24 protein-coding genes are annotated in these 25872 nt (G+C 62.9%); 16 read left to right on the plus strand and 8 right to left on the minus strand.

Going from position 1 to position 25872, the window contains the following annotated elements; genetic code table 11:
• Positions 1 to 71 precede the first annotated feature (71 nt).
• Positions 72 to 1478, minus strand: a complete 1407-nt coding sequence (gene purB / locus BMY91_RS17500) for an adenylosuccinate lyase (RefSeq protein WP_090824232.1) — start codon at positions 1476 to 1478, stop codon at positions 72 to 74.
• 151 nt (positions 1479 to 1629) lie between these two features.
• On the opposite strand from purB, the gene BMY91_RS17505 reads away from it, so the two are divergent.
• Entirely contained in the window at positions 1630 to 1956 is a 327-nt protein-coding gene (locus BMY91_RS17505) for a hypothetical protein (RefSeq protein ID WP_256212808.1), read from the plus strand.
• Positions 1956 to 3311 carry an alpha/beta fold hydrolase gene (locus BMY91_RS17510; RefSeq protein WP_254779943.1) on the plus strand — a complete coding sequence of 452 codons (1356 nt, stop codon included), beginning with the start codon at positions 1956 to 1958 and terminating at the stop codon, positions 3309 to 3311. Before BMY91_RS17505 ends, BMY91_RS17510 begins: the two co-directional genes overlap by 1 nt.
• Positions 3312 to 3350: 39 nt before the next feature.
• Here BMY91_RS17510 and BMY91_RS17515 read toward each other — a convergent pair whose 3' ends face one another.
• Complete coding sequence (locus tag BMY91_RS17515) at positions 3351 to 3779, minus strand: phage holin family protein (protein WP_090824234.1); 429 nt, start codon at positions 3777 to 3779, stop codon at positions 3351 to 3353.
• Positions 3780 to 3851: 72 nt separating this feature from the next.
• On the opposite strand from BMY91_RS17515, the gene BMY91_RS17520 reads away from it, so the two are divergent.
• The 5 genes from BMY91_RS17520 (at position 3852) to BMY91_RS17540 (ending at position 9594) form a co-directional block, all read left to right on the plus strand.
• Positions 3852 to 4970, plus strand: a complete 1119-nt coding sequence (locus BMY91_RS17520; protein WP_175538749.1) for a histidinol-phosphate transaminase — start codon at positions 3852 to 3854, stop codon at positions 4968 to 4970.
• A 151-nt stretch (positions 4971 to 5121) separates the two neighbouring features.
• Positions 5122 to 6315, plus strand: coding sequence for a pyruvate dehydrogenase (acetyl-transferring) E1 component subunit alpha (pdhA, locus tag BMY91_RS17525; RefSeq protein ID WP_090824238.1), 1194 nt, complete (start codon positions 5122 to 5124; stop codon positions 6313 to 6315).
• A complete protein-coding gene (locus BMY91_RS17530) occupies positions 6315 to 7295 on the plus strand; it encodes an alpha-ketoacid dehydrogenase subunit beta (protein ID WP_090824240.1) in 981 nt (326 codons plus the stop codon). Before pdhA ends, BMY91_RS17530 begins: the two co-directional genes overlap by 1 nt.
• A gap of 54 nt (positions 7296 to 7349) precedes the next feature.
• A complete protein-coding gene (locus BMY91_RS17535) occupies positions 7350 to 8918 on the plus strand; it encodes a dihydrolipoamide acetyltransferase family protein (RefSeq protein ID WP_090824242.1) in 1569 nt (522 codons plus the stop codon).
• 79 nt (positions 8919 to 8997) lie between these two features.
• Positions 8998 to 9594 (plus strand): phosphatase PAP2 family protein, encoded by a 597-nt coding sequence (locus tag BMY91_RS17540; RefSeq protein WP_090824514.1) that lies wholly within the window; start codon positions 8998 to 9000, stop codon positions 9592 to 9594.
• Positions 9595 to 9602: 8 nt separating this feature from the next.
• Here BMY91_RS17540 and BMY91_RS17545 read toward each other — a convergent pair whose 3' ends face one another.
• Positions 9603 to 10691 (minus strand): amidohydrolase, encoded by a 1089-nt coding sequence (locus tag BMY91_RS17545; RefSeq protein WP_090824244.1) that lies wholly within the window; start codon positions 10689 to 10691, stop codon positions 9603 to 9605.
• Positions 10692 to 10857: 166 nt separating this feature from the next.
• Between BMY91_RS17545 and BMY91_RS17550 the strand changes: the two genes are divergently transcribed.
• A complete protein-coding gene (locus tag BMY91_RS17550; protein ID WP_256212810.1) occupies positions 10858 to 12321 on the plus strand; it encodes an APC family permease in 1464 nt (487 codons plus the stop codon).
• A gap of 10 nt (positions 12322 to 12331) precedes the next feature.
• On the opposite strand, the gene BMY91_RS17555 is transcribed toward BMY91_RS17550, so the two are convergent.
• The 3 genes from BMY91_RS17555 to BMY91_RS17565 all read right to left on the minus strand — a co-directional run bounded on the left by BMY91_RS17555 (position 12332) and on the right by BMY91_RS17565 (position 14548).
• Complete coding sequence (locus BMY91_RS17555; protein ID WP_090824516.1) at positions 12332 to 12643, minus strand: hypothetical protein; 312 nt, start codon at positions 12641 to 12643, stop codon at positions 12332 to 12334.
• Positions 12644 to 12815: 172 nt separating this feature from the next.
• A complete protein-coding gene (locus tag BMY91_RS17560) occupies positions 12816 to 13244 on the minus strand; it encodes a universal stress protein (RefSeq protein ID WP_090824248.1) in 429 nt (142 codons plus the stop codon).
• Complete coding sequence (locus tag BMY91_RS17565; RefSeq protein WP_090824250.1) at positions 13241 to 14548, minus strand: aminotransferase-like domain-containing protein; 1308 nt, start codon at positions 14546 to 14548, stop codon at positions 13241 to 13243. The genes BMY91_RS17560 and BMY91_RS17565 overlap by 4 nt, the downstream gene beginning before the upstream one ends.
• Before the next feature lie 111 nt (positions 14549 to 14659).
• Between BMY91_RS17565 and BMY91_RS17570 the strand changes: the two genes are divergently transcribed.
• From BMY91_RS17570 to BMY91_RS17580, 3 genes are all read left to right on the plus strand, one after another.
• A complete protein-coding gene (locus BMY91_RS17570; RefSeq protein WP_090824252.1) occupies positions 14660 to 15508 on the plus strand; it encodes an isocitrate lyase/PEP mutase family protein in 849 nt (282 codons plus the stop codon).
• A 104-nt stretch (positions 15509 to 15612) separates the two neighbouring features.
• Entirely contained in the window at positions 15613 to 16641 is a 1029-nt protein-coding gene (locus tag BMY91_RS17575; RefSeq protein WP_090824254.1) for a hypothetical protein, read from the plus strand.
• 62 nt (positions 16642 to 16703) lie between these two features.
• On the plus strand, positions 16704 to 17177 hold the full coding sequence (locus BMY91_RS17580; protein WP_256212811.1) for a hypothetical protein: 474 nt from the start codon (positions 16704 to 16706) through the stop codon (positions 17175 to 17177).
• A 24-nt stretch (positions 17178 to 17201) separates the two neighbouring features.
• Here the strand turns inward: BMY91_RS17580 and BMY91_RS17585 are convergent, their stop codons facing one another.
• Complete coding sequence (locus BMY91_RS17585) at positions 17202 to 18107, minus strand: GerMN domain-containing protein (RefSeq protein ID WP_256212812.1); 906 nt, start codon at positions 18105 to 18107, stop codon at positions 17202 to 17204.
• A 146-nt stretch (positions 18108 to 18253) separates the two neighbouring features.
• Positions 18254 to 18820, minus strand: coding sequence for an NAD(P)H-dependent oxidoreductase (locus tag BMY91_RS17590; protein ID WP_090824260.1), 567 nt, complete (start codon positions 18818 to 18820; stop codon positions 18254 to 18256).
• Between the two features lie 128 nt (positions 18821 to 18948).
• Here BMY91_RS17590 and BMY91_RS17595 point away from each other — a divergent pair, with 128 nt between their 5' ends.
• The 5 genes from BMY91_RS17595 to BMY91_RS17615 all read left to right on the plus strand — a co-directional run bounded on the left by BMY91_RS17595 (position 18949) and on the right by BMY91_RS17615 (position 25862).
• Positions 18949 to 19554, plus strand: coding sequence for a TetR/AcrR family transcriptional regulator (locus BMY91_RS17595; protein WP_177179944.1), 606 nt, complete (start codon positions 18949 to 18951; stop codon positions 19552 to 19554).
• Between the two features lie 407 nt (positions 19555 to 19961).
• Positions 19962 to 20945 carry an ABC transporter permease gene (locus BMY91_RS17600; protein WP_090824262.1) on the plus strand — a complete coding sequence of 328 codons (984 nt, stop codon included), beginning with the start codon at positions 19962 to 19964 and terminating at the stop codon, positions 20943 to 20945.
• Positions 20945 to 21907: an ABC transporter permease gene (locus BMY91_RS17605; RefSeq protein WP_090824264.1), complete on the plus strand. Its 963-nt coding sequence runs from the start codon at positions 20945 to 20947 to the stop codon at positions 21905 to 21907. Before BMY91_RS17600 ends, BMY91_RS17605 begins: the two co-directional genes overlap by 1 nt.
• Positions 21904 to 24057 carry an ABC transporter ATP-binding protein gene (locus tag BMY91_RS17610; protein WP_090824266.1) on the plus strand — a complete coding sequence of 718 codons (2154 nt, stop codon included), beginning with the start codon at positions 21904 to 21906 and terminating at the stop codon, positions 24055 to 24057. The genes BMY91_RS17605 and BMY91_RS17610 overlap by 4 nt, the downstream gene beginning before the upstream one ends.
• A 77-nt stretch (positions 24058 to 24134) precedes the next feature.
• Positions 24135 to 25862 (plus strand): ABC transporter family substrate-binding protein, encoded by a 1728-nt coding sequence (locus BMY91_RS17615; protein WP_090824268.1) that lies wholly within the window; start codon positions 24135 to 24137, stop codon positions 25860 to 25862.
• Positions 25863 to 25872 lie beyond the last annotated feature (10 nt).

Genomic DNA, 25872 nt, shown 5'->3' on the forward strand with positions numbered 1-25872 from the left:
CCACCACGGGTTGAACGCCGACGGCGGGCCGAGGCACCCAGCCCCGGCCCGCCGTCGTCGCGCGTTGTGAATTACTGCAGGTGATCCACCAACTTGTCGGCGATGCCCGTGTACTTACCCGGGGTCAGCGCCAGCAAGCGGGCCTCGGCGTCGGCCGAGAGGCCCAGGCCCTGGACGAATTCCTGCATGCGGGCGCCGTCAACGCGCTGGCCGCGGGTGAGGTCCTTCAGGCGCTCGTACGGGTTTTCCATACCTTCAACGCCGGCGATCGCTTCAGCGCGCATGACCATCTGGATGGCTTCGCCCAGTACTTCCCAGTTGGTGTTGAGGTCTCCGGCGAGGACTTCCTCAGCGACGTCCAGTGCCTTGAGTCCCTTGGCGACGTTGGAGATGGCCAGCAGCGAGTGTCCAAAAGCCACGCCGATGTTGCGCTGGGAGGAGGAGTCGGTGAGGTCGCGCTGCCAGCGGGAGGTGACCAGCGTTGCGCCCAGGGTGTCCAGGAGCCCGTTGGAGATCTCCAGGTTGGCTTCGGCGTTCTCGAAGCGGATCGGGTTGACCTTGTGCGGCATGGTGGACGAACCCGTGGCACCGGCAACCGGAATCTGGCGGAAGTAACCGATGGAGATGTAGCTCCAGATGTCCGTGCAGACGTTGTGCAGGATGCGGTTGAAGCGTGCGATGTCGGCGTAGAGCTCGGCCTGCCAGTCGTGGCTTTCGATCTGCGTGGTCAGCGGGTTCCAGGTGAGCCCCAGGCCCTCCACGAAGGACTTTGCGACGGCTTCCCAGTCAGCGGTGGGGACAGACGCGACGTGTGCGGCGTAGGTGCCGGTTGCGCCGTTGATCTTGCCCAGGTATTCGGTCTTGGCGATGCGTGCAAGCTGGCGGTTCAGGCGGTGCGCAATGACAGCGAGTTCCTTGCCCAGCGTGGTGGGGGTGGCGGGCTGGCCGTGGGTGCGCGACAGCATTGGCACCGAGCGGTTGGCTTCTGCCATGTCCTCGATCTGCTTGACCAGGGCGGAGGCGTTGGGCAGCCAAACGTCCTCTACGGCACCCTTGATGCCCACAGCGTAGGAGAGGTTGTTGATGTCCTCGGAGGTGCAGCCGAAGTGCACCATGGCCGTCAGGTTCTCGATGCCGATGGCGGGCAGCCTGCGGCCGATGTAGTACTCAACAGCCTTGACGTCGTGGACGGTCACGGCTTCGATTTCGGCAAGTTCGTTGACCGATGCGGCATCGAACCCCGTGACGATGGCACGCAACTGCGCGTTCTGCTCGTCCGTCAGCGGGCCTGCACCCGGGAGTACGGACTGGCTGGTGAGGTGAATCAGCCACTCGACTTCGACGTGAACACGATCGCGGTTCAGGGCCGCCTCGGACAAGTAGTCGACCAGGGGTGCGACGGCGGCACGGTAGCGGCCGTCAAGGGCGCCAAGGGCGAGGGGTTCGGAAGCGAGGGAGACGCGGGGGGATTCAGCCATAGTGCCTATTCTTTCATGCTCCGCATCGAGGCCGGGAGTTGGTGACGGGGCTATGTGGAAGGTTGGCCAGGTTATCCACATACACGACAGCACCGCTTCCGTCCGATTCCAGCACTCCGTAGCGTCGTAGGGACCGATCACAGAACAATCAATGGAGTACACGGACATGAGCGTCGGCTTGATGCCTGCAGCCAACCCGCCCACCTTCGACCCCCTGGAATGTGCTTCCCGGAGCCATGAAGTCCAGAGGCTCGCCTGGCGTGTAAAGGCTTGCGTAGACCAGGCAGACACGGTTCTTGCTTCGCTGCGGCGGGCTCAGATGGACCACTGGCTCTCTCCCGCTGGACGTGCCTACCGCACCACCATTGCTTTGCACGCGTCAGCGCTGATGCGCGCCCGGGAGTCCTTGGATGCCGCAGTCGCCTCGGTGCTCCGGCACTCCCAAAACGTGTCCGTCTCGGGGGAGAGGGGTCCCTGATGTCTGACTCAGCTCCCGTCGGTGCCGGAGAAGCACCCCGGCCGCTGCCCCCGGCACCGGACGGGATCCTGGCCATCCGGGGAGGGGTGGCGGGGATGTCGTTCCAGCTCGAGGAACTGCTTCGGGGAGCCGGCCAGCTTGATGAAGTGGTCCAACAGCTCATCGGTATCGAAGAGGCAGCACGCCGGGTCCAGGACGAGTTGGAACCGTACCTCTACGACTCCTATGGCACAGGCTGCAGCGCGATCAATGCGGTGGCGGAGAGCCGGAAGGAAGTGGGACGGGTGCGTGAGGAGTTGGTGGAAGTAAGCACGAGCGTGCGGGCAAGCCACCGGGACTACATGCAGGCGGAGGACAAAAACGCCCGGCCCCACGCCCTGCGTCTCGACCAACTTAAGGGATCCGGCGCGCCTGGCCTCCTGGCGCTGGGGCGAGACCTCACTGAGGAGAACTACAACCGGTTCATCCCTGACGACTATATGGCGGCCGACCTCATACGCCCCCTTCTGGATTCGCCACTACTGGCCCAGTACCAACCCCGTCCGGTAAGCATCGAAAAAATGGATGAAACCGCCGAAGACGTGCAGCCGACTATGGCCGAAAGCCTCCGACGTCTCGAGAGGCTCCATGCCCGGAATGACGGTGAAATTGAGGTCATTCAATTCGATAACAACGGGTCGCCGTCATGGATGGTCCTGATTCCGGGAACCCAACCCAAGTCACCCGCCACAAACCCCTTTGATATCCAAGGAATCGGCGAAGCGCTGGGCTACGACTCTGAAGATGTCGTCCCAGCCGTTGGCCAAGCGCTCCGTGAGGCGGGTGCTGCCGCTGGGGACCCAGTAGTGGCAGTGGGGCATAGCCAGGGCGGCGTCCACGCCATGAATCTCAGCCAGAACAAGGCGTTTCTCAGTGAGTTCGACCTCAAGTACGTGCTGACCGCCGGAGCTCCTGTTGGTGGCATCACAGCTGAGCCGGGCATCAGTTCACTCCATCTGGAACACGTTCAGGACTGGGTCCCGGGAGCAGATGGCAGGAGAAACCCCGATACCAAGGACAGAGTGACTGTGACCCTGAAGGATGGGGTCAGGACACCAGCCGGGGAAGATCCGGGTTTGGGCCCGGGGCATGACCAGGAGAATTACGCGGCAGGGGCCGAGTTGGTCGCCGCCAGCCACGACGAGTCACTGGCAACCTCCACTGCTGCGTTCGCGGGTGTCGTGGGCGCCGGCGGGGTAGCCAAGGTGACGCGCTTCAAACTGGAAAGGGCGCCCATGCCAGGACCGTCGTCCGCGGCGCGGCCTGGTCCGCCTCCAACGGTCCGGGACACAAAGGCGGACGCTGGAACCCGGTAGGTGCTTCAGATTGCGGCGGACGTATTCCTGGCGCCGCCGTTAGCGCTTGCGGGCGCCAGGGATGAGTCCAGCCACCATCGAGATGATGCTGATGATGATCGAGGCCAGGATGGCCGTCCAAAAGAAGGAGTCGAGGGTGAGGTGCACCGGTGTGAAGGTGCTCAGCCATGCGGTCAGGTACAGCATGGCTGCATTGATCACGATCGTGAACAGGCCCAGCGTCAGGATGGTCACCGGAAGTGACAATAGCCTGACCAACGGACGGACGAAGGCATTCACGACGCCGAAGATCAGTCCGATGAACAGGTACGCGAGAACGATGCCGGCGGTGTCTGCGCCTTGGGTGAGGCCCGCGTTGGTGGCTGCCTTCTCGGTTGCCGTGGTGGTGATATCCATGCCTTGCAGCAGCCAAGTTGCCACCCACAGGGCAAGCCCGTTAATCAGGACGCGAATGATGAATGAACCCATGACCCCATGGTTTCATACGCACCTGTTAAACGGCTCGGCGGAGGCCGTGGGTTGGCAAGTAGGCTTGAAGCCATGACTACTACTGACAACGCACCGGAGGGCGTACTCCCTCGTCCGGTCGTGGACAGGCTCCCGAAGTACGCCGCAGGCAAACCGCCCGCTGCGATTGAGGGCCTCACCAGCTACAAATTGTCGTCCAACGAGAACCCGCTGCCCCCGATTCCTGCAGTGTTGCAGGCAATTGCGGACCAGTCCGATATCAACCGCTACCCGGACCCGCTCGCAACCAAGCTGCGAACGGCACTTGCCGGCTTCCTTGGTGTCCCGGCTGACGACGTCGTCACCGGTGCCGGCAGCCTCGGGGCGCTGAACCAGATCCTCGCCACGTTCGCCGGGCAGAATGATGACGGCAAGGCGGATGAGGTCATTTACGCTTGGCGTTCCTTCGAGGCGTACCCCATCTGCGTAGGTCTTGCCGGTGCCGTCAGTGTGCAGATCCCGCTGCTGGCTGACGGACGCCACGACCTCGAGACCATGGCGTCGGCCGTCACGGTGCGCACCAAGGTGATTCTCCTGTGCACTCCTAACAACCCCACTGGTCCAATCCTCACCGCAGAGGAAACGGAGCGTTTCATCCAGTCGGTGCCACCCAACGTAGTGGTGGTGATAGATGAGGCGTACCAGGAATTCGTGCGGGACCCGGATGCGGTGGACGGTATCAAGCTTTACCGCGACTATCCCAATGTGGTGGTCCTGAGGACCTTCTCCAAGGCGCACGGTCTGGCCGGGCTCCGTGTCGGATACAGCGTCTCCGGCCCCGCACTGACCCAGCACCTGCGGGTAACGGCAACCCCGTTTGCCGTTTCCCAGATCGCCGAGCGCGCCGCCGTTACCTCCATCGAGAATTTCGACCAGGTTGTGGAAAGGGTACAAAGCCTGGTGGACGAGCGCGACCGCGTCACAGCGGGCCTGCGCGAACTCGGGTGGTTCGTTCCGGAGGCCCAAGGCAACTTCGTTTGGCTCAATCTTGGCGAGCACAGTGCCGGGTTTGCAGCCTTGGCGGCGGAGCAGGCGTTGTCCGTCCGGGCATTCGCAAATGAGGGCGTCCGGGTAAGCATTGGCGAGGTGGAGGCCAACACCCGGTTCTTGAATCTCTGTGCAGGTTATACAAATGCTCCGCAGGGTTCCTAGCGGTTAACAAATGCGCCAACCTTACTTACTGCCGATAAAGTAAGGGACGAAAGCCAAAAGTATGCCCGCTCCGGAATACATTCCGGAGCGGGCATATATCCCAGCGACAGACATTGCCAGGCGCCCCCGCCACGGCAAGCAAGGAGACGGAATGGGCTCGACACAACTGCCCCCCGGGACGGAAGAAACTCTCGCGGCAACCTCCGCGGCAGCAGCCGCGCCAGGCGAACCGGTGGAAATGGTTCAGTTGCTAGGCCCTGACGGAAAATTGGGAAGCGATCCCGTCTTCTCGGATTACGCCAAGCGCATTGATCCGGAGAAACTGCGCGTTTTTTACGCCGATATGGCCCGGATCCGTCGCTTCGACCAAGAGGCTACCGCACTGCAGCGCCAAGGCGAATTGGCGCTTTGGGTGCCGCTCACAGGTCAAGAGGCCGCGCAGATCGGTTCCGGCCACGCAAGCCAGCCCCAGGATTACATCTTCCCCACGTACCGCGAACACGGCGTAGCGCTGGTCCGCAATGTTGACCTGGCTGAACTGCTCAAGCAGTTCCGCGGTGTATCGAACGGCGGCTGGGATCCACGGGAGAACAACTTCCACCTCTATACGCTGGTCCTTGCTGCCCAGACCCTCCACGCAGTGGGCTACGCCATGGGCATCCAGCGGGATCAGAAGCTCGCCGCCGCCACGGACTCCAACGACCCCAAGGCCGCCGTCATCGCCTACTTCGGCGATGGCGCCAGCTCCGAAGGTGACGTCCACGAATCCATGGTGTTTGCTGCCTCCTACGAGGCCCCCGTGGTGTTCTTCTGCCAGAACAACCACTGGGCCATTTCCGTGCCCACCGAGGTCCAGACGAAGGTTCCGCTGGCCAACCGCGCCAAGGGGTACGGTTTCCCGGGAATCCGCGTGGACGGCAACGACGTCATCGCCGTCCATGCCGTCACGGAGTGGGCGCTGGAGCATGCCCGTGAGGGCCGTGGGCCGGTGCTGATTGAGGCTTACACCTACAGGGTTGGTGCACACACTACTGCCGACGACCCCACCAAATACCGGGAGTCCGCCGAGGAAGCGGCATGGCGGGAGAAGGATCCGCTGGACCGCCTCGAGAAGTACCTGCGGGCAGAAGGCCTTGCCGACGAGGCGTTCTTCGAGCAGGTCAAGGCCGACGGCGACGAGTTGGCCACGTATGTCCGCAGTACCACCCATGGCCTCGAGGTCCCGGACATCCGTGAGGCGTTCGCCAATGTCTATGCCGAACAACACCCGCTGATTGCGGAGGAACTGGCTTGGTTCGAGGAGTACTCGGCCGGCTTCGAAAGCGATGAGGAGGCAGCCAACTGATGGCAACAATGACCATTGCCAAGGCCATTAACGAGGGTCTCCGGGCATCGCTGAACAGCAATCCCAAGTCCCTGCTGATGGGCGAGGACATCGGACACCTCGGCGGTGTCTACCGCGTTACCGATGGCCTCATCAAGGAGTTCGGCGACGAACGCGTTGTGGACACCCCCCTGGCCGAGTCCGGCATCGTGGGTACGGCCATCGGACTGGCCCTGCGCGGATACTCGCCGGTTTGCGAGATCCAGTTCGACGGTTTCGTCTTCCCCGCCTTTAACCAGATCACCACGCAGCTGGCCAAGATCCACTCCCGCAGCCTCGGCAAGCTGAGCGTTCCCGTGGTCATCCGCATTCCTTACGGTGGCGGCATCGGCTCCATTGAGCACCACTCCGAGTCGCCGGAAGCGCTGTTCGCCCACACTGCCGGCCTGCGCATCATTTCGCCTTCCAACGCCCATGACGCCTATTGGATGATCCAGAAGGCCATCGAGTGCCAGGACCCGGTGATCTTCTTCGAACCGAAGCGCCGCTACTGGTTGAAGGGCGAGGTGGACGTCCAGAACCCCGGTCTTTCTGAGGACCCCTTCAAGGCACACGTCGTGCGGGAGGGCACGGACGCCACCATCGTGGCTTACGGCCCCTTGGTGCCGGTGGCCCTCGCGGCCGCCAACGCTGCCACCGAGGACGGGCGCAGTATTGAGGTCATCGACCTCCGCTCCATCTCACCCCTGGATTTCGACACCGTGGAAGCCTCCGTCAAAAAGACCGGCCGCTTGATCGTGGCTCACGAGGCCCCCACTTTTGGCGGTATCGGCGGAGAGATCGCTGCACGTATCAGCGAGCGGGCGTTCCTGCACCTGGAAGCCCCGGTGATCCGCGTGGGCGGATTCCACATGCCTTATCCCGTTGCCAAGGTGGAGGAAGACTACTTGCCGGACATCGACAAGATCCTCGAAGCGCTCGACCGCTCCCTGGCCTACTAACCGCCCTGATCCAGCCCGGCTTCACCGCCGGGTAACCGGAAATCGAGGACCACTGTGACTGTTAAGAAATTCAACCTGCCGGACGTTGGCGAAGGCCTGACCGAAGCCGAGGTAGTGGCTTGGAAGGTCAAGCCCGGCGACGTCGTTGCGATCAACGATGTCCTGTGCGAGATCGAAACCGCCAAATCCCTCGTGGAACTCCCGTCACCATTCGCGGGCACCGTCACGGAGCTGCTGGTGGAAGAGGGCATCACAGTGGAGGTCGGCACAGCGATCATTGCTGTCTCCGAAGGCCAGGCCGGTGATGCAGGGCCAGCATCGCAGACCCCCGCCGCTGCGCCGTCTGCCGATGACGTCTTCACGCCCGTCTACGGAAAGCTCCCTGCGGAGGCCGGAGAGCAGCCGGCCGGCGGTCCGCTGGTTGGTTCCGGACCCAAGGCCGACGCCGTCAAGCGCCGTGCGCGTAAGCGCCCCGCTGGCGCAGAGGCGGCCACGGTCGCTGAGAACGCAGAGGGTACAGTGCAGGACAACCAAGCTGTCCTGGAGGCCAAAGCAGCCGAAACTCCGGTGTCCCACCGCACGACGCCGGCCCGCGCCGTCGTCGAACCCGTCACCCAAGCACCTGTTGCCGCAGCGCCGCAAACCGCAGCGCCGCAAACCGCAGCGCCGCAGGCCGCAGCTTCGCGCGGGGCGGCGATCAGTGGAACCATCAGCGGTCTGGTCAACAAGGTCCTGGCCAAGCCGCCGGTGCGCAAGTTTGCCCGCGATCTGGGGATCGACCTCGCAGATGTCGTGGCCACCGGCCAGCGTGGTGAGGTAACCCGCGAGGACCTGGTGAGCTACCAGGCACAACGCGATGCCGAGCACGACCAAGCGGACTCGTTCTGGGGCGCTTCAAAGAAGCCGCAGGACCAGCGCGTTGAGCGCATGCCGGTCAAGGGTGTGCGCAAGGCTACGGCCAAGGCCATGGTGGAATCGGCCTTCTCGGCTCCCCACGTCAGCATTTTCGTGGACGTCGACGCCAGCCGCACCATGGAGTTCGTCAAGAGGCTCAAGGTTTCCCGGGACTTTGAAGGAATCAAGGTCTCGCCGCTTCTCATTCTTGCGAAGGCCGTGATCTGGGCCGCCGCGCGCAACCCCAGCGTGAACGCAACGTGGGTGGATAACGCGGACGGGAACGGGAACGCTGAGATCCAGGTCAAGCACTACATGAATCTGGGCATCGCCGCGGCCACCCCGCGTGGTCTCATGGTCCCCAACATCAAGGACGCACAGGACCTTTCCCTCAAGGAATTGGCGCTGGCGCTTAACGAGCTGGCTACCAAGGCCCGGGCCGGCAAGACGCAGCCTGCTGAGATGCAGGGCGGGAGCCTGACCATCACCAACATCGGCGCGTTGGGCATCGACACAGGAACGCCCATCATCAATCCGGGCGAGGTAGCCATCATCGCGTTTGGAACCATCAAGCAGAAGCCTTGGGTTCTGGACGGCGAAGTCATTCCACGCTGGATCACAACACTTGGCGGTTCTTTCGACCACCGCGTAGTGGACGGCGATTTGTCGGCACGCTTTATGGCTGACGTCGCTGCCATCCTTGAAGAACCGGCGCTCCTGCTTGACTGACCAGAAGGCCGAACGCGGGCCGGGTGCGAACCCTGGAGCCGGAGTATCCACAGAATCCGGCCATGTGCGTCCCCAGACTCTGACAGGTCCGTGGCGGACGGTTGCTCGCGTCTTGACGGAGGTGTTCCAACCGCCGATTGTGGTGCTGGTCCTGCTGTTGATCAGCCCCTCGATCGAACCCGGATTTCCGGGAACCATGTGGTTCGGCTTGATCGCTGCTTTCTTTGTTTGTGTCCTGCCGCTGGCGTACGTGCTGGTGATGGTCAAACTGGGCAGAATCACCGATCACCATGTCAGCGACCGGCGCCAGCGGCCCGCACTGCTCCTCATGGCGTTGGTGTCAGTGGTGGTGGGCCTGCTGGTTCTGCAGCTGCTGAATGGTCCGGTGAGCGTATCGGTGATGATCATCGCCCTGATCGGTGGCATCGCCGTTCTGGCCGTGGTGAGTGCGTTCTGGAAGATGAGCGGGCATGCGTCGGCGTTAGCTGCTGCGGCCGTCATCGTCGTAGCGATGTTTGGACCCGCATTCCTGCCTGTGCTGCTCCTGGTGCCGGCAGTGGGGTGGTCGCGGCTGGTCCTGCGTGCCCACACACTGGGCCAGGTCATTGCGGGATCATTGTTTGGCGGAGTAGTGATCGCCGGACTGTGGTGGCTGCTGCGTGAGCTGATGCTCTAGTCCCTGCACTACAAGGCCAGCGTTCGGCCACCACGAACAACCCGTAGCGGGGAGGGCCTGTCAACCACCAACTCTGGAATGGAGTTTGCGGCAAATTCGAGCCGGTCAGCCGAACAGGTGCCGGAGAAACCGCTCACCACTTCTGCGCCCACAAGTTCCGCCCCTGCCGTGGTGGCAATCCGGAAACAGCGTTCCAGTTCGGTGTCGGTCAGAGCTCCGGTGCGATACCCCAGAAGGTGCGCCCGGTCCATCATGCTGCCCGTACCAAACGGAGTCCACGCATCCCGGACGCCGTCAGACCCGAGGACAACCTTCACCCCATGCCTTTCCATGAGGTCCAGCATGGGTACGGGATCGGCTCCCAGGGCGCAGGTCGCCATCCAGATTCCAGCTTCGGCCATTGCATCCAGGGTGGGTCCAAGCTCAGGTTGGGACACATCGCAGAGAGCAAAACCGTGCCCAATGGTGACGCGACCCTGCATGCCCTCCGCCATGGTGCGCTTCGCGATGACGTGAAGCTGCGCCAGGCCTCCCGGTCCTTCGTCATGCAGGTGGATATCCAGGTCCCTCCCGTGCCTGTTCGCCAGCCCGAAGACAGCATCAAGATGGCCGTGAAGATCGCCGTCCACTGATTCCGGGTCTATGCCGCCCACCAGATCGGCGCCCTCGGACAGGGCGGCTTCCATGAGATCCAGCGTGCCCGGATTGGTCAACAGGCCGAACTGCGGGAACGCGACGATTTGTACGTCCAGGCAGGAAGCCAGCCGTTCAGCGGCTGCCCTGACGCCGTGGATGTTCTTCAATCCGATCTGCGAGCCGACGTCCACGTGCGCCCGCATCGCCATGGTCCCCGTGAGAACGGCGTGCTTCATGAGGGCATACGCACGGTCCTCAACGGCATCCTCGAACGAAAGCTGGGCCTTGAGGTCGTTCCCGATAAGATCCGCCAGATCCTGCGCCGGTGGGCGGGAGAGCCAGCCGGATCCCCACGTCGTTTTGTCCGGATGAATATGCGCGTCTACAAAGCCTGGGGTCACCAAAAGGGACTGAGCGCCGGCAGGATTCTGAGGGTCGCGTGGCGTCGAACAGGCGGTCATGGGGTTCCTATCTTCAGGGCGGGCATTGGTATACCAGATGCAATTCAAGTTGGGCAGAACCCAACCCCAATCAGCGATTCTAGGCCAATATGGCGAGGCCGCAGCCTGTCATGGAGGAATCTGGGATACCAAAAGCTGTACATCGCATCAGTTGCCCCCTAATCTAATGAACATCATTCATTTATGTGATGCGGATCGCATCGAGGAGAACGCCATGTACACCAGCCCCACCAGCGCAGCGGAGGCCCCGGCATCGGGCCCCACGCTTAAGCGCGTCCTTGGCTTGCCGTCACTCATCGCCTTCGGCCTGACCTCCATGGGCATCCTGTCCGTGGTGGCCGTGTATGGCGCAGGAACGGAGATCAGCGATGGGCATTTGCCGGCAGCCTACGTCGCAGCCTTGATTGCCATGCTGTTCACGGCCCACAGCTATGGCCAGATGGCGCGGCATGTTCCAGTGACCGGTGGCGCGTACGCCTACGCCTCCCGAGCCTTCGGCAAGCCTGTGGGATTCCTGGTGGGGTGGGCCATGATGCTGGATTACCTGTTCTTGCCCATGGTGAACTTCCTGCTCTTCGGGCTCTATCTCAACAGCCTGCTGCCCGGTATACCGCCTCAGCTCGCAGTTCTGGTCTGCCTGTTGGTGGTGGGACTGTTCAGCGTGATCGGCGTTGCCTGGATCAAGAAGATGAATTTCGTCGTCGTAACGGCTTCGGTTCTGGTCATTGTTGCCTTCGTGGTGATGGCAATCCTCAATGCGCCGGATCCCACCATCGAAAGCGTCGTCCGCCCGCTGTCACTGGGCGGGGGAGGGATAGCGCCGGTCATGGCTGCTGCCGCCATTGTCGCCTTCGCGTTCCTGGGATTCGACGGCGTCTCCACTCTGTCCGAGGAAACGCGTCACCCCAAGAGGGATGTGCCGCGTGGCATCATTCTCTCCACCCTTTTCGCGGGCCTGGGTTACACGCTGTTTTCGGTGGCGGGAAGCCTCATAGCGCCTGAGTGGCGTTCCATTGTGAACCTTGACGCCGCCGGCACTGAACTGATGCAGCGCGCCGGCGGCGATGTGCTCATGGTGGTCTTCGTGGTGGTGAACCTGGGTGGACTGGTCCTGTGCGGTACTGCAGCCCAGATGAGCGTCAGTCGCGTCATCTATGCCATGGGCAGGGACCGGATCCTGCCCGGGGCCCTCGCCAAGCTGCAGCCGCGATTCCGTACTCCCTACGTAGCAGCTTTGCTGGTGTCGGCAGTCTCTCTGGTTGCCCTGTTCATCACGCTGGAGCAAGCCGTGTACATGATCAACTTCGGGGCCTTGATCGCCTTCGCCGTGGTGAACCTGGCGGCCATCAAGGTGCTGTTCTTCGACCTGCGAAAGCGTGGAAAGGCGGGAACCCTCCGGAATCTGGTGATGCCGGTGCTCGGCTTCGCCTTTATCGCGTGGTTGTGGACGTCGCTCGCGTGGTTCACGTACCTGCTGGGAGCCGCGTGGCTGGCCGTGGGGTTGGCGGTTTTCATCGCACGGCGCCGGAAAGTGGGTGGGCAGTTGGACCTCACCTTCGACGACGGCGCACGCGGTGAGGAGGCCGCGCAGCCGTCCGGGGTGGCTGGCAGCCGCTGGAACGCCGGGTAAGAAGGCCGGGCTAGAACGCCGGGTAGTTGACCAGCAGGGCCTGGAGTTCGGTAGTGGACATGTGATTCGCCATCTCCACGCTGATTCCCATGGCTACAGCGGCAACCGTGATCATGGCGACGCAGGCAACCGACAGGAACCGCCAGTCCTTGCGGAAAACGCTGCCGATGGTCTCCGGCATATCAAGGCTGGGGGAGATCATATTGGGGGCGCTGTCCCAGGAACCGTCGTCCAGCATCGCGATGATGCGGTCGTTGGCGCGGTCGAAGCGCATGGTGCTGATGTTGTTGCCGTGGCGGGCAAGCAGGATGTCATGTCCCACGCGTTGGCGCGGCTGCAAAGTAAGCAAGAAAGGATCCCCTGAAAATCGAGAGTGAAGGTGGCGCACGCCATTGGGGGCATCTCAATTTTATAACGGTTGGATCCTCGGGAAGGCTCAAAAGACGCCGAACGCCGGGTGAGTCTCCCCACCCGGCGTTGTGATTCAGCTCGCTTTACGGCTGGTCTGTCTTGGCAATGTACACGTCGCAGGGGGCGGTGTGGGCAACAGTGTTGGCCACACTGCCCAGCACGCGGCCCAGCCCCTGCATGCGTCGGTTGCCCACGACGATCAGACGGGCATCCTGCACCTCGGCTTCCTTCACCAGGGCTTCTCCCGGCTTGCCGCGGGCGGCCGAGTAGGTCACCTCCAGGCCGTCATGAGCCAGGCGTTCTGCCACTGTGCGGGCTACGGTTTCCGCCTCAGCGGCGTCGGACACGATCCATTTGTCGGTGCCGATTTCCACCACCTCAGTGCGGTTGCTGTCGAACGCGCTGACCACGCGGAGGCCGGCTCCGAGGCCAATGGCCAGCTGTTGGGCAGCCTTTGCCGCCCTCATCGCCGTCTCGCTGCCGTCTACTCCGACAATCACAACTCCGGTCATTGTGCTGCTCCTTCAGTGGTGGCTTTGATGGCTTCCGCGAGGACGGGTGCCAGGCGGCGGACGCCTTCGGCTATCGTATCCGGGGGTACGGCGCTGAAGGCGAGGCGAAGCTTGTTGGACGGACCGTCCGCCGGAGAGAATGCAGCCCCGGGGATAAAGACGACGCCTGCATCGATCGCTTTCGCGAGCAACGGATAGGTGTCGACGCCTTCAGGCAGCGTAACCCAGACGAAGAATCCGCCATCCGGCCGTGTCCAGGTGAGGCCCTGGGGCATGTACTCGTCCAGCGCGGACAGCAGAGCCTTGCATCGCTCCGAGTAGAGCTCGCGGTAGGTGTCGATCTGGCCTTCCCAGTTGTACTCGCGGAGATATGCCGAGACGAGCATCTGGTTCAGCGGCGGCGGGCACAGCGTCACGGCTTCGGAAGCGAGGTAGAAGCGCCGCTGCAAGTGTGCGGGAACCAGCGCCCAGCCGATGCGAAGTCCCGGTGCGAAGATCTTGGAGAACGAGCCGAGGTAAATGACATCGTCCGGGTTGGCAGCCCGCATCGGTTCGATGGGGTGGCCGTCGAACCGCAGCAGCCCGTAGGGGTTGTCCTCAAGCACAATAATATTCGCTTCACGGCATATATTGACGATCCGCTGCCTGCGCTCCGCCGCCAGGGTGATCCCGGAAGGGTTGTTGAAGTTGGGGATCGTGTAGAGGAACTTAATGTTCTTGCCCTCTGACTGGAGAGCAGCGATCCTGGCCTCCAGAAGCTCCGGCACCAGGCCGTCGTCGTCCATTTCGATCGGCTCCACCTGCACCTGGTACGCCTCGAACGTATTCAAGGCCCCCACGTAGGTGGGGTTCTCCACCAGAACCACATCGCCAGGGTTGCAGAAGACCTTGGTGGCCACGTCCTGGGCCGACTGGGATCCGGCAGTGATGACCACGTTTTCGGGGAGGGCGTTGGTGATTCCTTCGGCAGCCATGATGCCGCAGATCTGCTGGCGCAGTTCTTCGGTGCCTTGGCCGCCACCGTACTGGAGGGCGGTCATGCCTTCTTCGGCGATGATCCGGGCGGCCGTCTGGCCGAGCTTTTCCAAGGGCAACGACTGCAGGTACGGGTTGCCGCCGGCGAGGGAGACCAGGCCGGGCCGCATGGAGATGTCGAAGACATCCCGGACGGCAGACTGTTTGATGTTGGCGGCCCGCGCGGAGAACAGTTCCTCGTGCGGGTGGGCGGCCGTGGCGGCCCGCTCAATGGCGTCGATGGCTTCAGCGGGCAGCGTTGCGCCGGCATCCAATGTTTCGTGGGTCACAGTGACAGGATACTCCTCGATGTTGCTAAAGAGGCAACAGTTGTTTTCACAATCCCTCCAGTTTCGCAGGTCACGCTTTACGCCGTGATCGGGAAGGGCTGGAATGTAGCTATGACAGCGCACCGGGGATCCGTGACCAAGGCCGAACAATTCCACAAACTCCACGACGCCGGGCCCACGCCCCTGGTGCTCGTGAACGTCTGGGACGCGGCGTCCGCCCGAGTGGTCCAGGAGGCAGGTGCTACGGCGATTGCCACTTCAAGCTCGGCCGTCTCCTGGAGCCTGGGGTTCCGCGACGGGGACCACGTGCCGTGGGGCCTGGCCATGGCCGCCTTGGGCCGGGTTGTGGGGGCAACCAAACTTCCCGTCACGGCCGATATTGAGACGGGCTACGGACGCACCGACGACGAACTTCGCGTGACGGTCCATGCGGTCCTTGACGCGGGTGCCGTGGGGATCAACATCGAAGACTCCGCCATGGAGCCCCTCACTGACATCGCCGAACAGTCGCGCCGGATCGCCCTTATCCGTGCCGCTGCGGACGATCGCGGCATCCCGCTGTTCATCAATGCCCGCACTGACACGTACCTTTCGGGCCAGTTCCCGGACACGGCCTACGACCAGACGCTGCGGCGTGCCGAGGCCTACCTCACGGCGGGTGCTGACGGAATCTTTGTGCCCGGAGTGGTGGATTTACACGTCCTGCACGAGCTTTCCAGCCGGATTCCGGCGCCACTGAACGCGCTGGCGGGCGTCGGAGCGCCGTCGCCCCTGGAACTGCACGACGCCGGTGTCCGGCGCGTCAGCATCGGTGGCAACGCGGCCAAGGCCGCCTACGCCAAGGTTGCCCGGGTTGCCAAGGAGATCCTTGGCGACGGCAATTGGGCCGGGCTCGCCGGCACGCGCAGTCACGACGAAATGGACGCCCTGTTCGCGCCGGGCCCCAAATACAGTCTGTGACCCAGTACGAGCGGTGAACTGATGCCACGTACGACGGCGGCACCCGGCTTTAATGTCGTACCTCGCCGATAGCTTGGGTTGAGTGGAAGACGGAGGGAGCGTCCATGGCACGGCGAAGTGTTCAGTTCTGGCGAATCGAGCAGTTGAACGGTGATGAGCTCAGCCGCCCGTTTCCTGCGCGACGCGTGGCCGAAGTACTGAAGAAGGCCCAGGATGCCGGGACGGACAGGCGCTTCACCAGCGTGGATGGCACAGTGCTGCTCGCCCAGGCACTGGCTTCTTCGCCGTATCCCGTGGTGCTGCTGGACAGGGTCCGGGATACCAACCTCCCGAGCGTCGGAGACGCACTTGGCCGGCGCAAACCGCTGCCGCTGGCTCCAGGAGATCACCTGCTGGAGACCACATATTTTGCCTTCATGAAACGCAACGTCATCGCCGTGCTGACCAGCGGAAACGGCCCCCGGGCGTCCCGGATGGGGGAGTACCTCGGCGGAATGCTGGGGCTCGAACCAAGCTTGGTGCCCGTGGTCAGGGAAGATATTGAGGAAATCCTCACGCGGCTTGAGGTGAGCCGCTTCGAGTTCGCGCTGCCCGCTGAACGGCTGTCCGGGAAGCTCATGGAAGGCGAGTGGGCCGATGTTCTGGAGAGTGCCTCGAGGCTCGTGAATGAGGGAACGTTCCGTATTTCCCTGAGCGTGGGAAGGTCCGGGAAGGCCGAGGACAAGCAGCGGATCCGGGACCGGATTCAGCAGCTGATCGATCTTTTCCGCCAGGCTGGCTCCGTAGAGCATTTCGACTATGTGGTGGCGGAGGGCAAAGACTCCCTGACGGGCGACCGCGAAGTGGTGGACCTGTTGAAGGAACGGTTCATTTCCCACATTGAGGTGGATCCGGACGTCTTCAATGATCCCCAAAAGTCTGTGGCGGAGGCGGTCTCCATCCTCACTAAGCAAGCCAGGGACAATGAGGCATTCTTCGCCAGGACTTTGCCGGACATCAAGGGTTCCGCTGATCCGGGCCAAGTGCCGGAGATGGTTGCGGGAGGAATGGCTGCAGCGCGGGAAGCTGTTGCGGGAGCGAGGGGCAAGGCGGAAGCCCACGAAGGAGCGGGTCATGAGCTTGTACGGGGTTGAACTTGTACGGGGTTGAACTCGAACACGCTGGACGCCGCCGGACCCTGTGGCGGTGGTTCCTCTTGCATCCCACTGCCGACTACCTGTGGGCCGTGGCGGCAGTCCTGCTGTGGTTGGGGATCGCAACGCTGGCACGCCAACCGCTGTTGCTTGAGGGGGTGGATACCGGTGCGCGCCGGACACTCTTCCAGACTCTGGCCACCCTGGCAGGCGCGACGGCAGGCCTGACGCTCACCAGTGTCTCCATGCTGATCAATGTCTTGGGCAAGAAGGCCGCGCCGGGCCAGCGGGAACTCCCCCTGGAGAAGCTCACTGCCACGCATCGGCGCCAGATCGGTGAGGTCTTCCTTTTTGCCATTCCCGGGCTGGGCCTGCTGGTGGTTGCCGCCTTGGCGACGATTGTCCTGGAGGGAGGGGCGCCCACTGGGCTGTGGATACCCGAGGCTGTGGTGTTCGTGCTGGCATTTGCCTCGGTGCTGGCTCTGTTGCGGGTAGCGTGGGCTCTCCGGAGAGTCCTGGCGATCGCGACTGCGTAACCGCCCCGGACAGCAGGAATAGGCTCAGCGCACGCTGAGTGCCTCCGTCAGTGTCCTGCCGTTGACGTAGATCTCGGCCCGCGTGGCCCCGCTGGCCGACACTATGGTGTGCGTCAGCTGCGCCTGGATCCGCGGAATATCGCACACGCCACCGGGACGCAGAGATCCGCTGAGATTCACCACCACGGTGGAGCCGTTCATGTATCCGGAGAGGTACCGCAGCGAGGAATTGGCCAGGGCGTCGTACAGTGCGGCGTCGCTGTCCAGTGGCATTCCGGCGCCCAGCAGTCGTCCCAAAGCTACGCTCAGGGGATCTCCGGGAACAGCCACTCCCCGGATCGGAACCAGGCTGTCATTGCAGCCGAACCGCACGCCGCGGGAGCCGCCGTCGTCGATTGCCACGTAGTAGACCGCAGGCCCGGAGGCATCCACCGGGATGAGGTTGGCGGTTATGGAAGGTTCGGGCGCGCTGGTACCGGGCTGCGGTGATGGCTCGACGGCGGGTCCCGGCTCAGCCGCGGACGGCGTCGGAGCGCGGGGAGAAGTCGGCGTCGACGAGGGAACCGGAGAGGGTGATGCGGCAGGGACGGCAACAGACGGAGTGCCCGGCCCTGAGGTACTGGACCCCAAGCTGGGTACCGAAGTGTTGGGCCCCGAAGCGATGGGCGCCGAATCGCCAGGCGATGCACCATCCCGCGCTGGACCACCAGAGACCGGAGCACCAGGTGTCGAGGCCGCGGGAGCCGGAGTGGTCGGCGCGGAAGGAGAAGGCACCGTGACCGTCGGAACGGGTCCGGTTCCCTGGGGAGTGCCTGCTGCGGTGCAGCCGGCCACCCAGAGACTGGCGGCGAGGCAGGCGGCCGCGATCGCCGTCGTACTCCTGGGTCCCCCTCCGGCACGCATGACAGCCCCACGCTCCTGTCCGTCCATTTGTAGTTAAACGTTAGGCCGGTGCGGCGGGGAGCAACATGCCGCTACGGTGACGGTTCGGACAAGAGTTGGTCACGCCGCACTGCCAGCAAAGCGAAAGCCCCCGTCCCGCGAGGTAGCGGAACGGGGGCTCGGCAGCGATGTGGCTAGGCTGCTGCTTCTTCGTCCTGGACGGCGGTGAGGGGCTCAAAGATGCCCTTGATCTGCTCAACGACCTCTGCGTCGTCCTTCGGGTGCAGTTCAGCGAAGCGGATCATGGAACCCGGGACGGCCAACTTGACGTCTTCCAGGACCTTGGCGCCGGCGATGCCTACGGCCTTGCGTGCCTCGTCCTGCGCCCAGACGCCGCCGTACTGGCCAAAAGCCGTACCGACGACGGCGGTCGGCTTGCCGGAGAGGGCGCCGGCGCCGAAGGGACGGGACAGCCAGTCGATGGCGTTCTTCAGCGAAGCCGGAACGGTGCCGTTGTGCTCGGGGGTGACCAGCAGGATGGTATCGGCGTCGGCTGCTGCGGCGCGGAGGGCTGCAGCTTCAGCGGGGACCTGGCCTTCAACGTCGATGTCCTCGTTGTAGAAGGGGATGTTGCCCAGGGAGTCGTGGATCTGGACGTCAACGTTCTCCGGCGCGTTCAGCTGGATGGCTTCGGCGAGCTTCTTGTTGTGGGAATCGGCGCGGAGGCTGCCGACGAGGGTAAGAACGGTGCTCTTGGACATGGTGTCTCCTTGGTGTCTGCCCACGTGCCGTGCGGTACTGGGCCTGCTTTGTTTCTGGGCTTTGGAGCCTTCACTGATACTAAACGGACCACGGTCCGCTTTCTATTCCCGGGTCTAGAATGTTTTTTGTGAGCTCCATCCCCCTCCAGCCGGACGTGCCGCTCGGCCCGCCGCATGAGCGCAGTGACGCCGCGCGGAATCGTGAGCGCCTTCTCTGCGCTGCCCGCGAGCTGGTGGACGAGTTCGGGGCCGAGTCGCTGACCATGGACGCGCTCGCGTGCAAAGCCAACGTGGGCAAGGGAACCGTGTTCCGTCGCTTCGGCAGCCGTGCCGGGCTCATGATGACCCTGTTGAGCGACTCTGAGTCGGAGTTCCAGCGCGGCTTCATGTTCGGACCGCCGCCCCTGGGCCCTGGAGCCCCGCCTGTAGAGCGGCTGGTGGCGTTTGGTGAGGGTCGGATCTACTTCGTCCTGGAAAACGGGGAGCTGCTGAAGGCGGCTGGTTCCTCAGCCCACAACCGCTTTGACGTCCCGGCAACCATCCTTGCGCACCGGCACATCGAGCTGCTGCTCCGTGAGGCCGGTGTTGGTGATCCCTGGGTGATGGCCATGTCCCTGATGGCGGCCCTGGACCCCGAGCGGATTGTTAACGACGTCCGCGTTCATGGGATCTCACCCAAGCGACTCACGGATTCCTGGAGCGAGTTGGTCACCCGGCTACTGCGCGCGGTCTAGCAACCCAACGCCGCCCATGGCCTGGCAACCCAACGCCGCCCGCAGGAATCGAACGCTGGAGCAATCGAGCGCGGCAAGTATCGAATGCTGCCGGCTTGGACCCTGTTGTCGCCCCCTTGGTGCGCTTGTGCGCGTATTAGTGTCGCCGTCGTCGTAAACATGACGCAGTCTGCACATAACAATCTGGCCGCAGGCGCGAAACTGGCCGCCGTGAAGCAAAACGTGAAGCAGTTATTGTGGTAGTTTCCTCTTGAATGTGACGCATGCCATACAGGGCTGGTGATCACTGAAGGGGTGCGGGGGACCCAAGAATCCACTGCACCAATTCGTAGCTGACGCCGGCCACAGCCGGGAACCGCGGAAGGACGAGCATTGAGTTTTGCCACGATTCGGGGCAGCCACCCGACATGCTGAAATATCTGATGAAGCGGTCGGGCATCTACCTGATCATGATCTTCCTGACCACCAGCGCCGGGTACTTCCTGGCAGTCTCATCGCTCAAGCCGGCGGTTCTCGAGCAGGAAAAGATCCCGCGGCCAACTCCTGAACAGGTAGCAGCGTCCTTCCGGGGACTCGGACTGGATCCGGATTTGAACCCATGGGAACGGTACATTCAGTGGCTTGGCGGCATCATCACCCGCTGGGACTGGGGCCGCAGCCCGAATGGCGCCTTCGTCAACGCCGAATTCGCGGACCGCGTGTTGGTGTCCACTCGCCTGTTCATCGCCTCGATCATCCTGACGCTGATCATCGGCGTCGCACTGGGTGTCTATTCCGCCGCACGGCAGTACAAGTTCCAGGACCGCGTCATCACGTCCTACAGCTACCTGGTCCACATCCTTCCCGCACCCATCGCCTACTTTCTGGTGCAGTTGGGCGCCATCGGCATCAACGAGGCCGTGGGGGAGCGCATCTTCTTCGTCACCGGCATTTCGACGCCGGGAATCGACCCCGGTTGGCCGGCTTTCGTTGACATGGTGGCGCACTACGCCGTGCCCACGTTCGCGATGACCATCTTCGGTTGGGCTGGATACCAGATCGCCCAGCGCCAGTACCTTCTGGACAACGTCAACGCCGACTTCGTCAGGACCGCCAGGGCCAAGGGATTGACCCGCAACCAAGCCATCAGGAAACACGCCCTGCGGGTTTCCTTCATCCCCGTGGCCCAGAGCATCGCCTTCACCATCCCGGCGATCTTCACCGGCGGCTTCTTTGCCGAGGCCATCTTCGCCTGGCCGGGCATCGGCCTCTGGAGCATCCAGGCCATCAGCCTGCAGGACGTCAACGTCGCCACTGCCACGCTGGCTTATGGTTCAGTGATCTTCGCGATCGGCGCCATCCTTGCCGACTTCGCCACCACGCTGGTCGATCCACGAGTGAGGGTCCAGTAATGACCAACATCATCGATCCCATTGCGGAAATTGACGAGGCCCGGGTAGCCGACCAAGACGTCGTTATTGGCAAGTCCCGCATCATCTTCCGTCGCTTTATGCGGAACCGGACCGCCGTCGCCGGCCTCTTTATTTTCCTTGCGTTGTTCCTGTTCTCCATCTTTGGCGGCTTCCTCACCTCGTGGGACAAGGACACCATTGATCCCCTGAACATCGGCATGCCGCCATCGCCGGACCATTTGCTGGGTACCACCCAGGCCGGCATTGACCTCATGGCGCTCATCGTCGATGGCACCCGGACATCGATCCTCATCGGCCTGATCGTGGGGGGCGTTTCCGTGCTGATCTCGGCGGTATACGGCTGCACCATGGCGTTCTTCGGCGGCAAAGTGGACGCCACCATGCTGTTCATCCTCGAAGCGCTGATCATGATGCCCGCCATCCTGGTGGTCGCGGTTGCCACCAGCGGCAGCGGCGGGCTCAAGGACCTCCCCAGCTGGCTGCTGCTGATCGTCGTCCTGCTGTTCTTCAGCTGGATGGGCACCGCCCGACTGGTGCGCTCGCTCTCCATGTCCCTCATGCAGCGCGACTACGTCAAGGCAGCCAAGTACATGGGTGTCCCTTCCCGCCGGATCGTATGGCGCCACCTTGTTCCCAACATTGGCTCGTTGCTGGTGCTCGACTTCACCCGCGGCATCACCGGCGCCATCCTCGCCGAAGTGGCGTTCTCCTTCATTGGCATCGGCATCAAACTCCCGGACATCAGCCTGGGCGTCCTGATCGGCCAAGCGACGGGCCAGGTGTCCTCCTTCCCGTGGATGTTCTGGGTTCCGTTGACCGTCATGTTCCTCCTGACAGGCTCGCTGGCCATGATGAATGACGGCCTCCGTGACGCCTTCGACCCCAGCTCCAGCTCCATCGGCCGGGCGAAGACCAAGATCGCAAAGAAGACCAACAAATGAGCACCAACATCACACCCGCCGAGCGTCTTCGGGACGCAGGACTCTATGCCCCGGGTGACGCCGTCCTCAGCGTCCGCGACCTCAACGTCCGCTTCAACTCGGAGAACGGCGTAGTCCACGCAGTCCGCGGCGTGGACTTTGACCTCATGCCGGGCAAGACCTTGGGCATCGTGGGCGAATCCGGCTCCGGCAAGTCCGTGACGTCCATGGCCATTATGGGACTCCTCCCGGAAACCGCTGACATTTCCGGTTCGGTGCGTTTCAAGGGCAAGGAACTCCTGGGCCTCAGCGACAAAGCCATGTGCAAGCACCGCGGCAACGACATCGCCATGGTTTTCCAGGATCCGCTGTCCTCGCTGACGCCCGTCTACACGGTGGGCAACCAAATCATCGAGGCATTGACGGTCCACAATCCCACCATGAGCAAGCAGGCCAAAGAAGCCCGCGCCGTCGAGCTTTTGCGCATGGTGGGCATCCCCAGCCCCAAGGACCGGCTGAAGGCCTTCCCGCACGAATTTTCCGGCGGCATGCGCCAGCGCGTCATGATCGCCATTGCGATCGCCAACGATCCGCGGATACTCATCGCCGATGAACCCACGACGGCGCTGGACGTCACCATCCAGGCGCAGGTGCTGGAAGTCCTGCACACCGCGCAAGAGGAGACCGGCGCCGCCGTCGTCATGATCACGCACGACCTCGGAGTCGTTGCGGGCATGGCCGACGACATCATGGTGATGTACGCGGGCAAGCCTGTGGAAACCGGCACAGTGGAGGACATCTACTACAACCCCCGGATGCCGTACACCCTGGGCCTCCTCGGTGCCGTACCGCGCGTGGATACCTCGGACAAGCAGTCGCTGGTCCCCATCGAAGGAACCCCGCCCAACCTGGCGCTGCCCGTGCTGGGCTGCTCCTTCGCCGCCCGCTGCCCCATGGTCAGCGACGCCTGCCTGCACGGGGAGCCGGAGTTGATCCCGGTGCCCGGTGTTGAGGCGCAGACCTTGGGGCATAAGGCTGCCTGCATCAAAGCTGAGGAACTCTCCGGCAACGCCGACGCCCACAAGATCTTCCACGCACCTCCCAAGCCTGTTTCAAAGTTCGACGGCGTCGCCCGCGTCGAGCGCCAAAAGGTCCTGGAACTCAAGGACGTGAAAAAGCACTTCCCGTTGCTCAAGGGTGCCTTGATCAAACGGCGGATCGGCACGGTCAAGGCCGTGGACGGGCTGAGCTTCGATATCCGCGAGGGCGAGTGCCTGTCCATTGTGGGCGAGTCCGGTTGTGGCAAAACCACCACCTTGCTGGAAATCATGGAGTTCCACCCGGACCAGGTGGGCGAGGTGGTGATCGGCGGCGTCAGCAACAAGGTTGCCACGGACCACAAGACCACTATGGCCATGCGCAAGGAAATGCAGATGGTCTTCCAGGACCCCACCGGCGCCCTGGATCCGCGTTTCACCGTATACGAGGTCCTTGCCGAACCCCTGGAAAACCTGGGCATGCCCAAAGCTGCCATCAGGAAACGCATCATGGAGCTCATGAAGCTGGTGGGCCTGCAACCGGACCACGTGAACCGCTTCCCTAACCAGTTCTCCGGAGGACAGCGCCAGCGCATCGGCATCGCCCGAGCGCTCGCCGTCAACCCGAAGCTTGTGGTTCTGGATGAGCCCGTGTCTGCGTTGGATGTGTCGGTTCAGGCCGGTGTCATCAACCTGCTGGACCAGCTCCGCGCCGAGCTGGGACTGAGCTACCTGATGGTGGCCCACGACCTCTCGGTGGTCCGGCACATTTCAGACCGTGTGGCCGTGATGTACCTGGGCAAGATCGTGGAAACCGGAGACGTGGATGACGTCTTCGACAATCCCCGGCACCCCTACACCCGCGCCCTGCTCTCCGCCATACCGGTGCCGGACCCCAACCTGGAACGCACCCGCGAACGCATCATCCTGCAGGGCGACCTGCCCAGCCCGCTTGATGCGCCCAAGGGATGTAACTTCGCTACACGTTGTCCCGTGTTTGCCGCGCTGCCTGCCGCAAAGCAGGAGAAGTGCCTTACTCTGGAGCCGCCACTGGCTTCGGAGGGAGCGCAGGACTTCGCATGCTTCTTCCCGGACGGAGAGATAGATGCCGACATGCTGGTGGTGCATGCCTGACGACACATGACGCATTGAATAAATCCCTGGTCTCAACTCGCAAAGATATTTCAGTCGTAAAACATGAAGGGCAAACCATGAAGAAGTACACGACGATCGGCGGCGTAGCGCTCGCAGCAACGCTCATGCTGACCGCTTGCGGCGGGGGAACGCCGTCGGGTCCGGCCTCCCAGAAGGCCGAAGAGGCAGGTGGCGATATCAGCAAGCTGATCAGCGTCAATGCCAAAGAAGCGAAGGATCTGGAGCAGGGTGGCACGGTCACGCTTGCTGTAGGCAGCATTGGCCCGGACTTTAATGGCTTCTCCAATGTGGGCAACAGCGCGGACACCTCTGCCGTCATGACTCCCGTCAACACCGCTGCCATCAGTAGCGGCGGCATCGGTGGTTGCTGGAAGCTGGACTTCAACGGTAAGGCCGAGCCCAACAAGGACTTCTGCGAAGAGGTCAAGAGTGAAGTCAAGGATGGCAAGCAGACCATCACCATCAAGGTCAACGACAAGGCGACCTGGAATGACGGCACTCCGATCGACGTCAAGACCTTCGAGAACACGTGGAAGATGCTCCGCGGCGAAGACAAGTCCATCGACATCGTCACCGCCGGCAACTACGCCTACGTTGATTCCGTTAAGGCCGGCGCCAACGACAAAGAAGTCATTGTCACCACCACTCAGCCCGTTTATCCGCTGGACTCCCTCTTCTTCGGCCTGATCCACCCGGCCATCAACACGCCTGACATCTTCAACACCGGATTCGCCGGCGACATGCACCCCGAATGGATGGCTGGCCCGTTCAAGGTTGAGAACTACGACACCACGGCCAAAACGGTCACCATGGTCCCCAACGACAAGTGGTGGGGCCAGAAGCCGGTCCTTGAAAAGGTTGTTTGGCGCCAGATGGAACCGAGCGCAACCATTGCTGCGTTCAAGAACGGCGAAATCGATGCCATTGACGCTCGCACCCTTGGCCGTTACAAGCAGGTTGAAGGAACCAAGGACGCCGATGTCCGCCGTGGTCAGCGTCTGTTTGCCGGTGGCTTGAACATCAATGCCAAGAAGCCCGCGCTGACGGACGTGGCTGTGCGTAAGGCAATCTTCGCAGCGGTCGACCGCAAGGCCATCCGCGACGTCCGCTTCAACGGCCTGAACTGGTCCGAAGAAAGCTCGGGCTCCATGATGCTCATGCCTTTCTCCGAGTACTACCAGGACAACTACCCCGTGAAGGAAACCGGCGCGGACGCTGCCAAGAAGGTCCTCACCGATGCCGGCTACACGGCCAACGACAAGGGCATCATGGCCAAGGACGGCGTTCCTGTCTCCTTCAAGGTCACGTACTTCGGTGACGACCCCACCCAGGCTGCTACGGCCCAGACGCTGCAGAAGCAGCTGCAGGCCGCAGGCATGGACGTTGCCATCGACCAGCGCGGCGACGCCGACTTCGGCAAGGTTGTTGGCACCCGCGACTTCGATCTGACAATCTCCGGCTACACCGTTGGCCCGGATGCGACCGACGCCGTCAAGCAGTTCTACGACTCCGAAACCAACGAAAACGGCTTGGGAGATGCGGAACTGGACGCCGAAATCAAGCGCCTCACCACCATCGCCGATGACGCGGAACGCAACAAGGCCGCCATGGAGGTAGAAAAGAAGCACATGGAGAAGTACTTCTCCATGGGTGTGCTCCTGAACGGCCCGGAGATCCAGTTCGTGCACAAGGGCCTGGCCAACTACGGCCCGTCCCTGTTCAAGAGCCTCTCCAACGTTCCGGACTGGACCACCATCGGCTGGGAAAAGGGCGCCAAGAAGTAGCCTCCCCGCT

Origin of the sequence: Arthrobacter sp. yr096 (assembly GCF_900108925.1) — a bacterium.
Lineage (GTDB): Bacteria > Actinomycetota > Actinomycetes > Actinomycetales > Micrococcaceae > Arthrobacter.

Bases quoted from the DNA above. Each gene is read 5' to 3' on its own strand.
- purB (WP_090824232.1), bottom strand. From the start codon at position 1,478: ATGGCTGAATCCCCCCGCGTCTCCCTCGCTTCCGAACCCCTCGCCCTT.
- BMY91_RS17505 (WP_256212808.1), top strand. From the start codon at position 1,630: ATGGAGTACACGGACATGAGCGTCGGCTTGATGCCTGCAGCCAACCCG.
- BMY91_RS17510 (WP_254779943.1), top strand. From the start codon at position 1,956: ATGTCTGACTCAGCTCCCGTCGGTGCCGGAGAAGCACCCCGGCCGCTG.
- BMY91_RS17515 (WP_090824234.1), bottom strand. From the start codon at position 3,779: ATGGGTTCATTCATCATTCGCGTCCTGATTAACGGGCTTGCCCTGTGG.
- BMY91_RS17520 (WP_175538749.1), top strand. From the start codon at position 3,852: ATGACTACTACTGACAACGCACCGGAGGGCGTACTCCCTCGTCCGGTC.
- pdhA (WP_090824238.1), top strand. From the start codon at position 5,122: ATGGGCTCGACACAACTGCCCCCCGGGACGGAAGAAACTCTCGCGGCA.
- BMY91_RS17530 (WP_090824240.1), top strand. From the start codon at position 6,315: ATGGCAACAATGACCATTGCCAAGGCCATTAACGAGGGTCTCCGGGCA.
- BMY91_RS17545 (WP_090824244.1), bottom strand. From the start codon at position 10,691: ATGACCGCCTGTTCGACGCCACGCGACCCTCAGAATCCTGCCGGCGCT.
- BMY91_RS17550 (WP_256212810.1), top strand. From the start codon at position 10,858: ATGAACATCATTCATTTATGTGATGCGGATCGCATCGAGGAGAACGCC.
- BMY91_RS17560 (WP_090824248.1), bottom strand. From the start codon at position 13,244: ATGACCGGAGTTGTGATTGTCGGAGTAGACGGCAGCGAGACGGCGATG.
- BMY91_RS17570 (WP_090824252.1), top strand. From the start codon at position 14,660: ATGACAGCGCACCGGGGATCCGTGACCAAGGCCGAACAATTCCACAAA.
- BMY91_RS17575 (WP_090824254.1), top strand. From the start codon at position 15,613: ATGGCACGGCGAAGTGTTCAGTTCTGGCGAATCGAGCAGTTGAACGGT.
- BMY91_RS17585 (WP_256212812.1), bottom strand. From the start codon at position 18,107: ATGGACGGACAGGAGCGTGGGGCTGTCATGCGTGCCGGAGGGGGACCC.
- BMY91_RS17590 (WP_090824260.1), bottom strand. From the start codon at position 18,820: ATGTCCAAGAGCACCGTTCTTACCCTCGTCGGCAGCCTCCGCGCCGAT.
- BMY91_RS17600 (WP_090824262.1), top strand. From the start codon at position 19,962: ATGCTGAAATATCTGATGAAGCGGTCGGGCATCTACCTGATCATGATC.
- BMY91_RS17605 (WP_090824264.1), top strand. From the start codon at position 20,945: ATGACCAACATCATCGATCCCATTGCGGAAATTGACGAGGCCCGGGTA.
- BMY91_RS17610 (WP_090824266.1), top strand. From the start codon at position 21,904: ATGAGCACCAACATCACACCCGCCGAGCGTCTTCGGGACGCAGGACTC.
- BMY91_RS17615 (WP_090824268.1), top strand. From the start codon at position 24,135: ATGAAGAAGTACACGACGATCGGCGGCGTAGCGCTCGCAGCAACGCTC.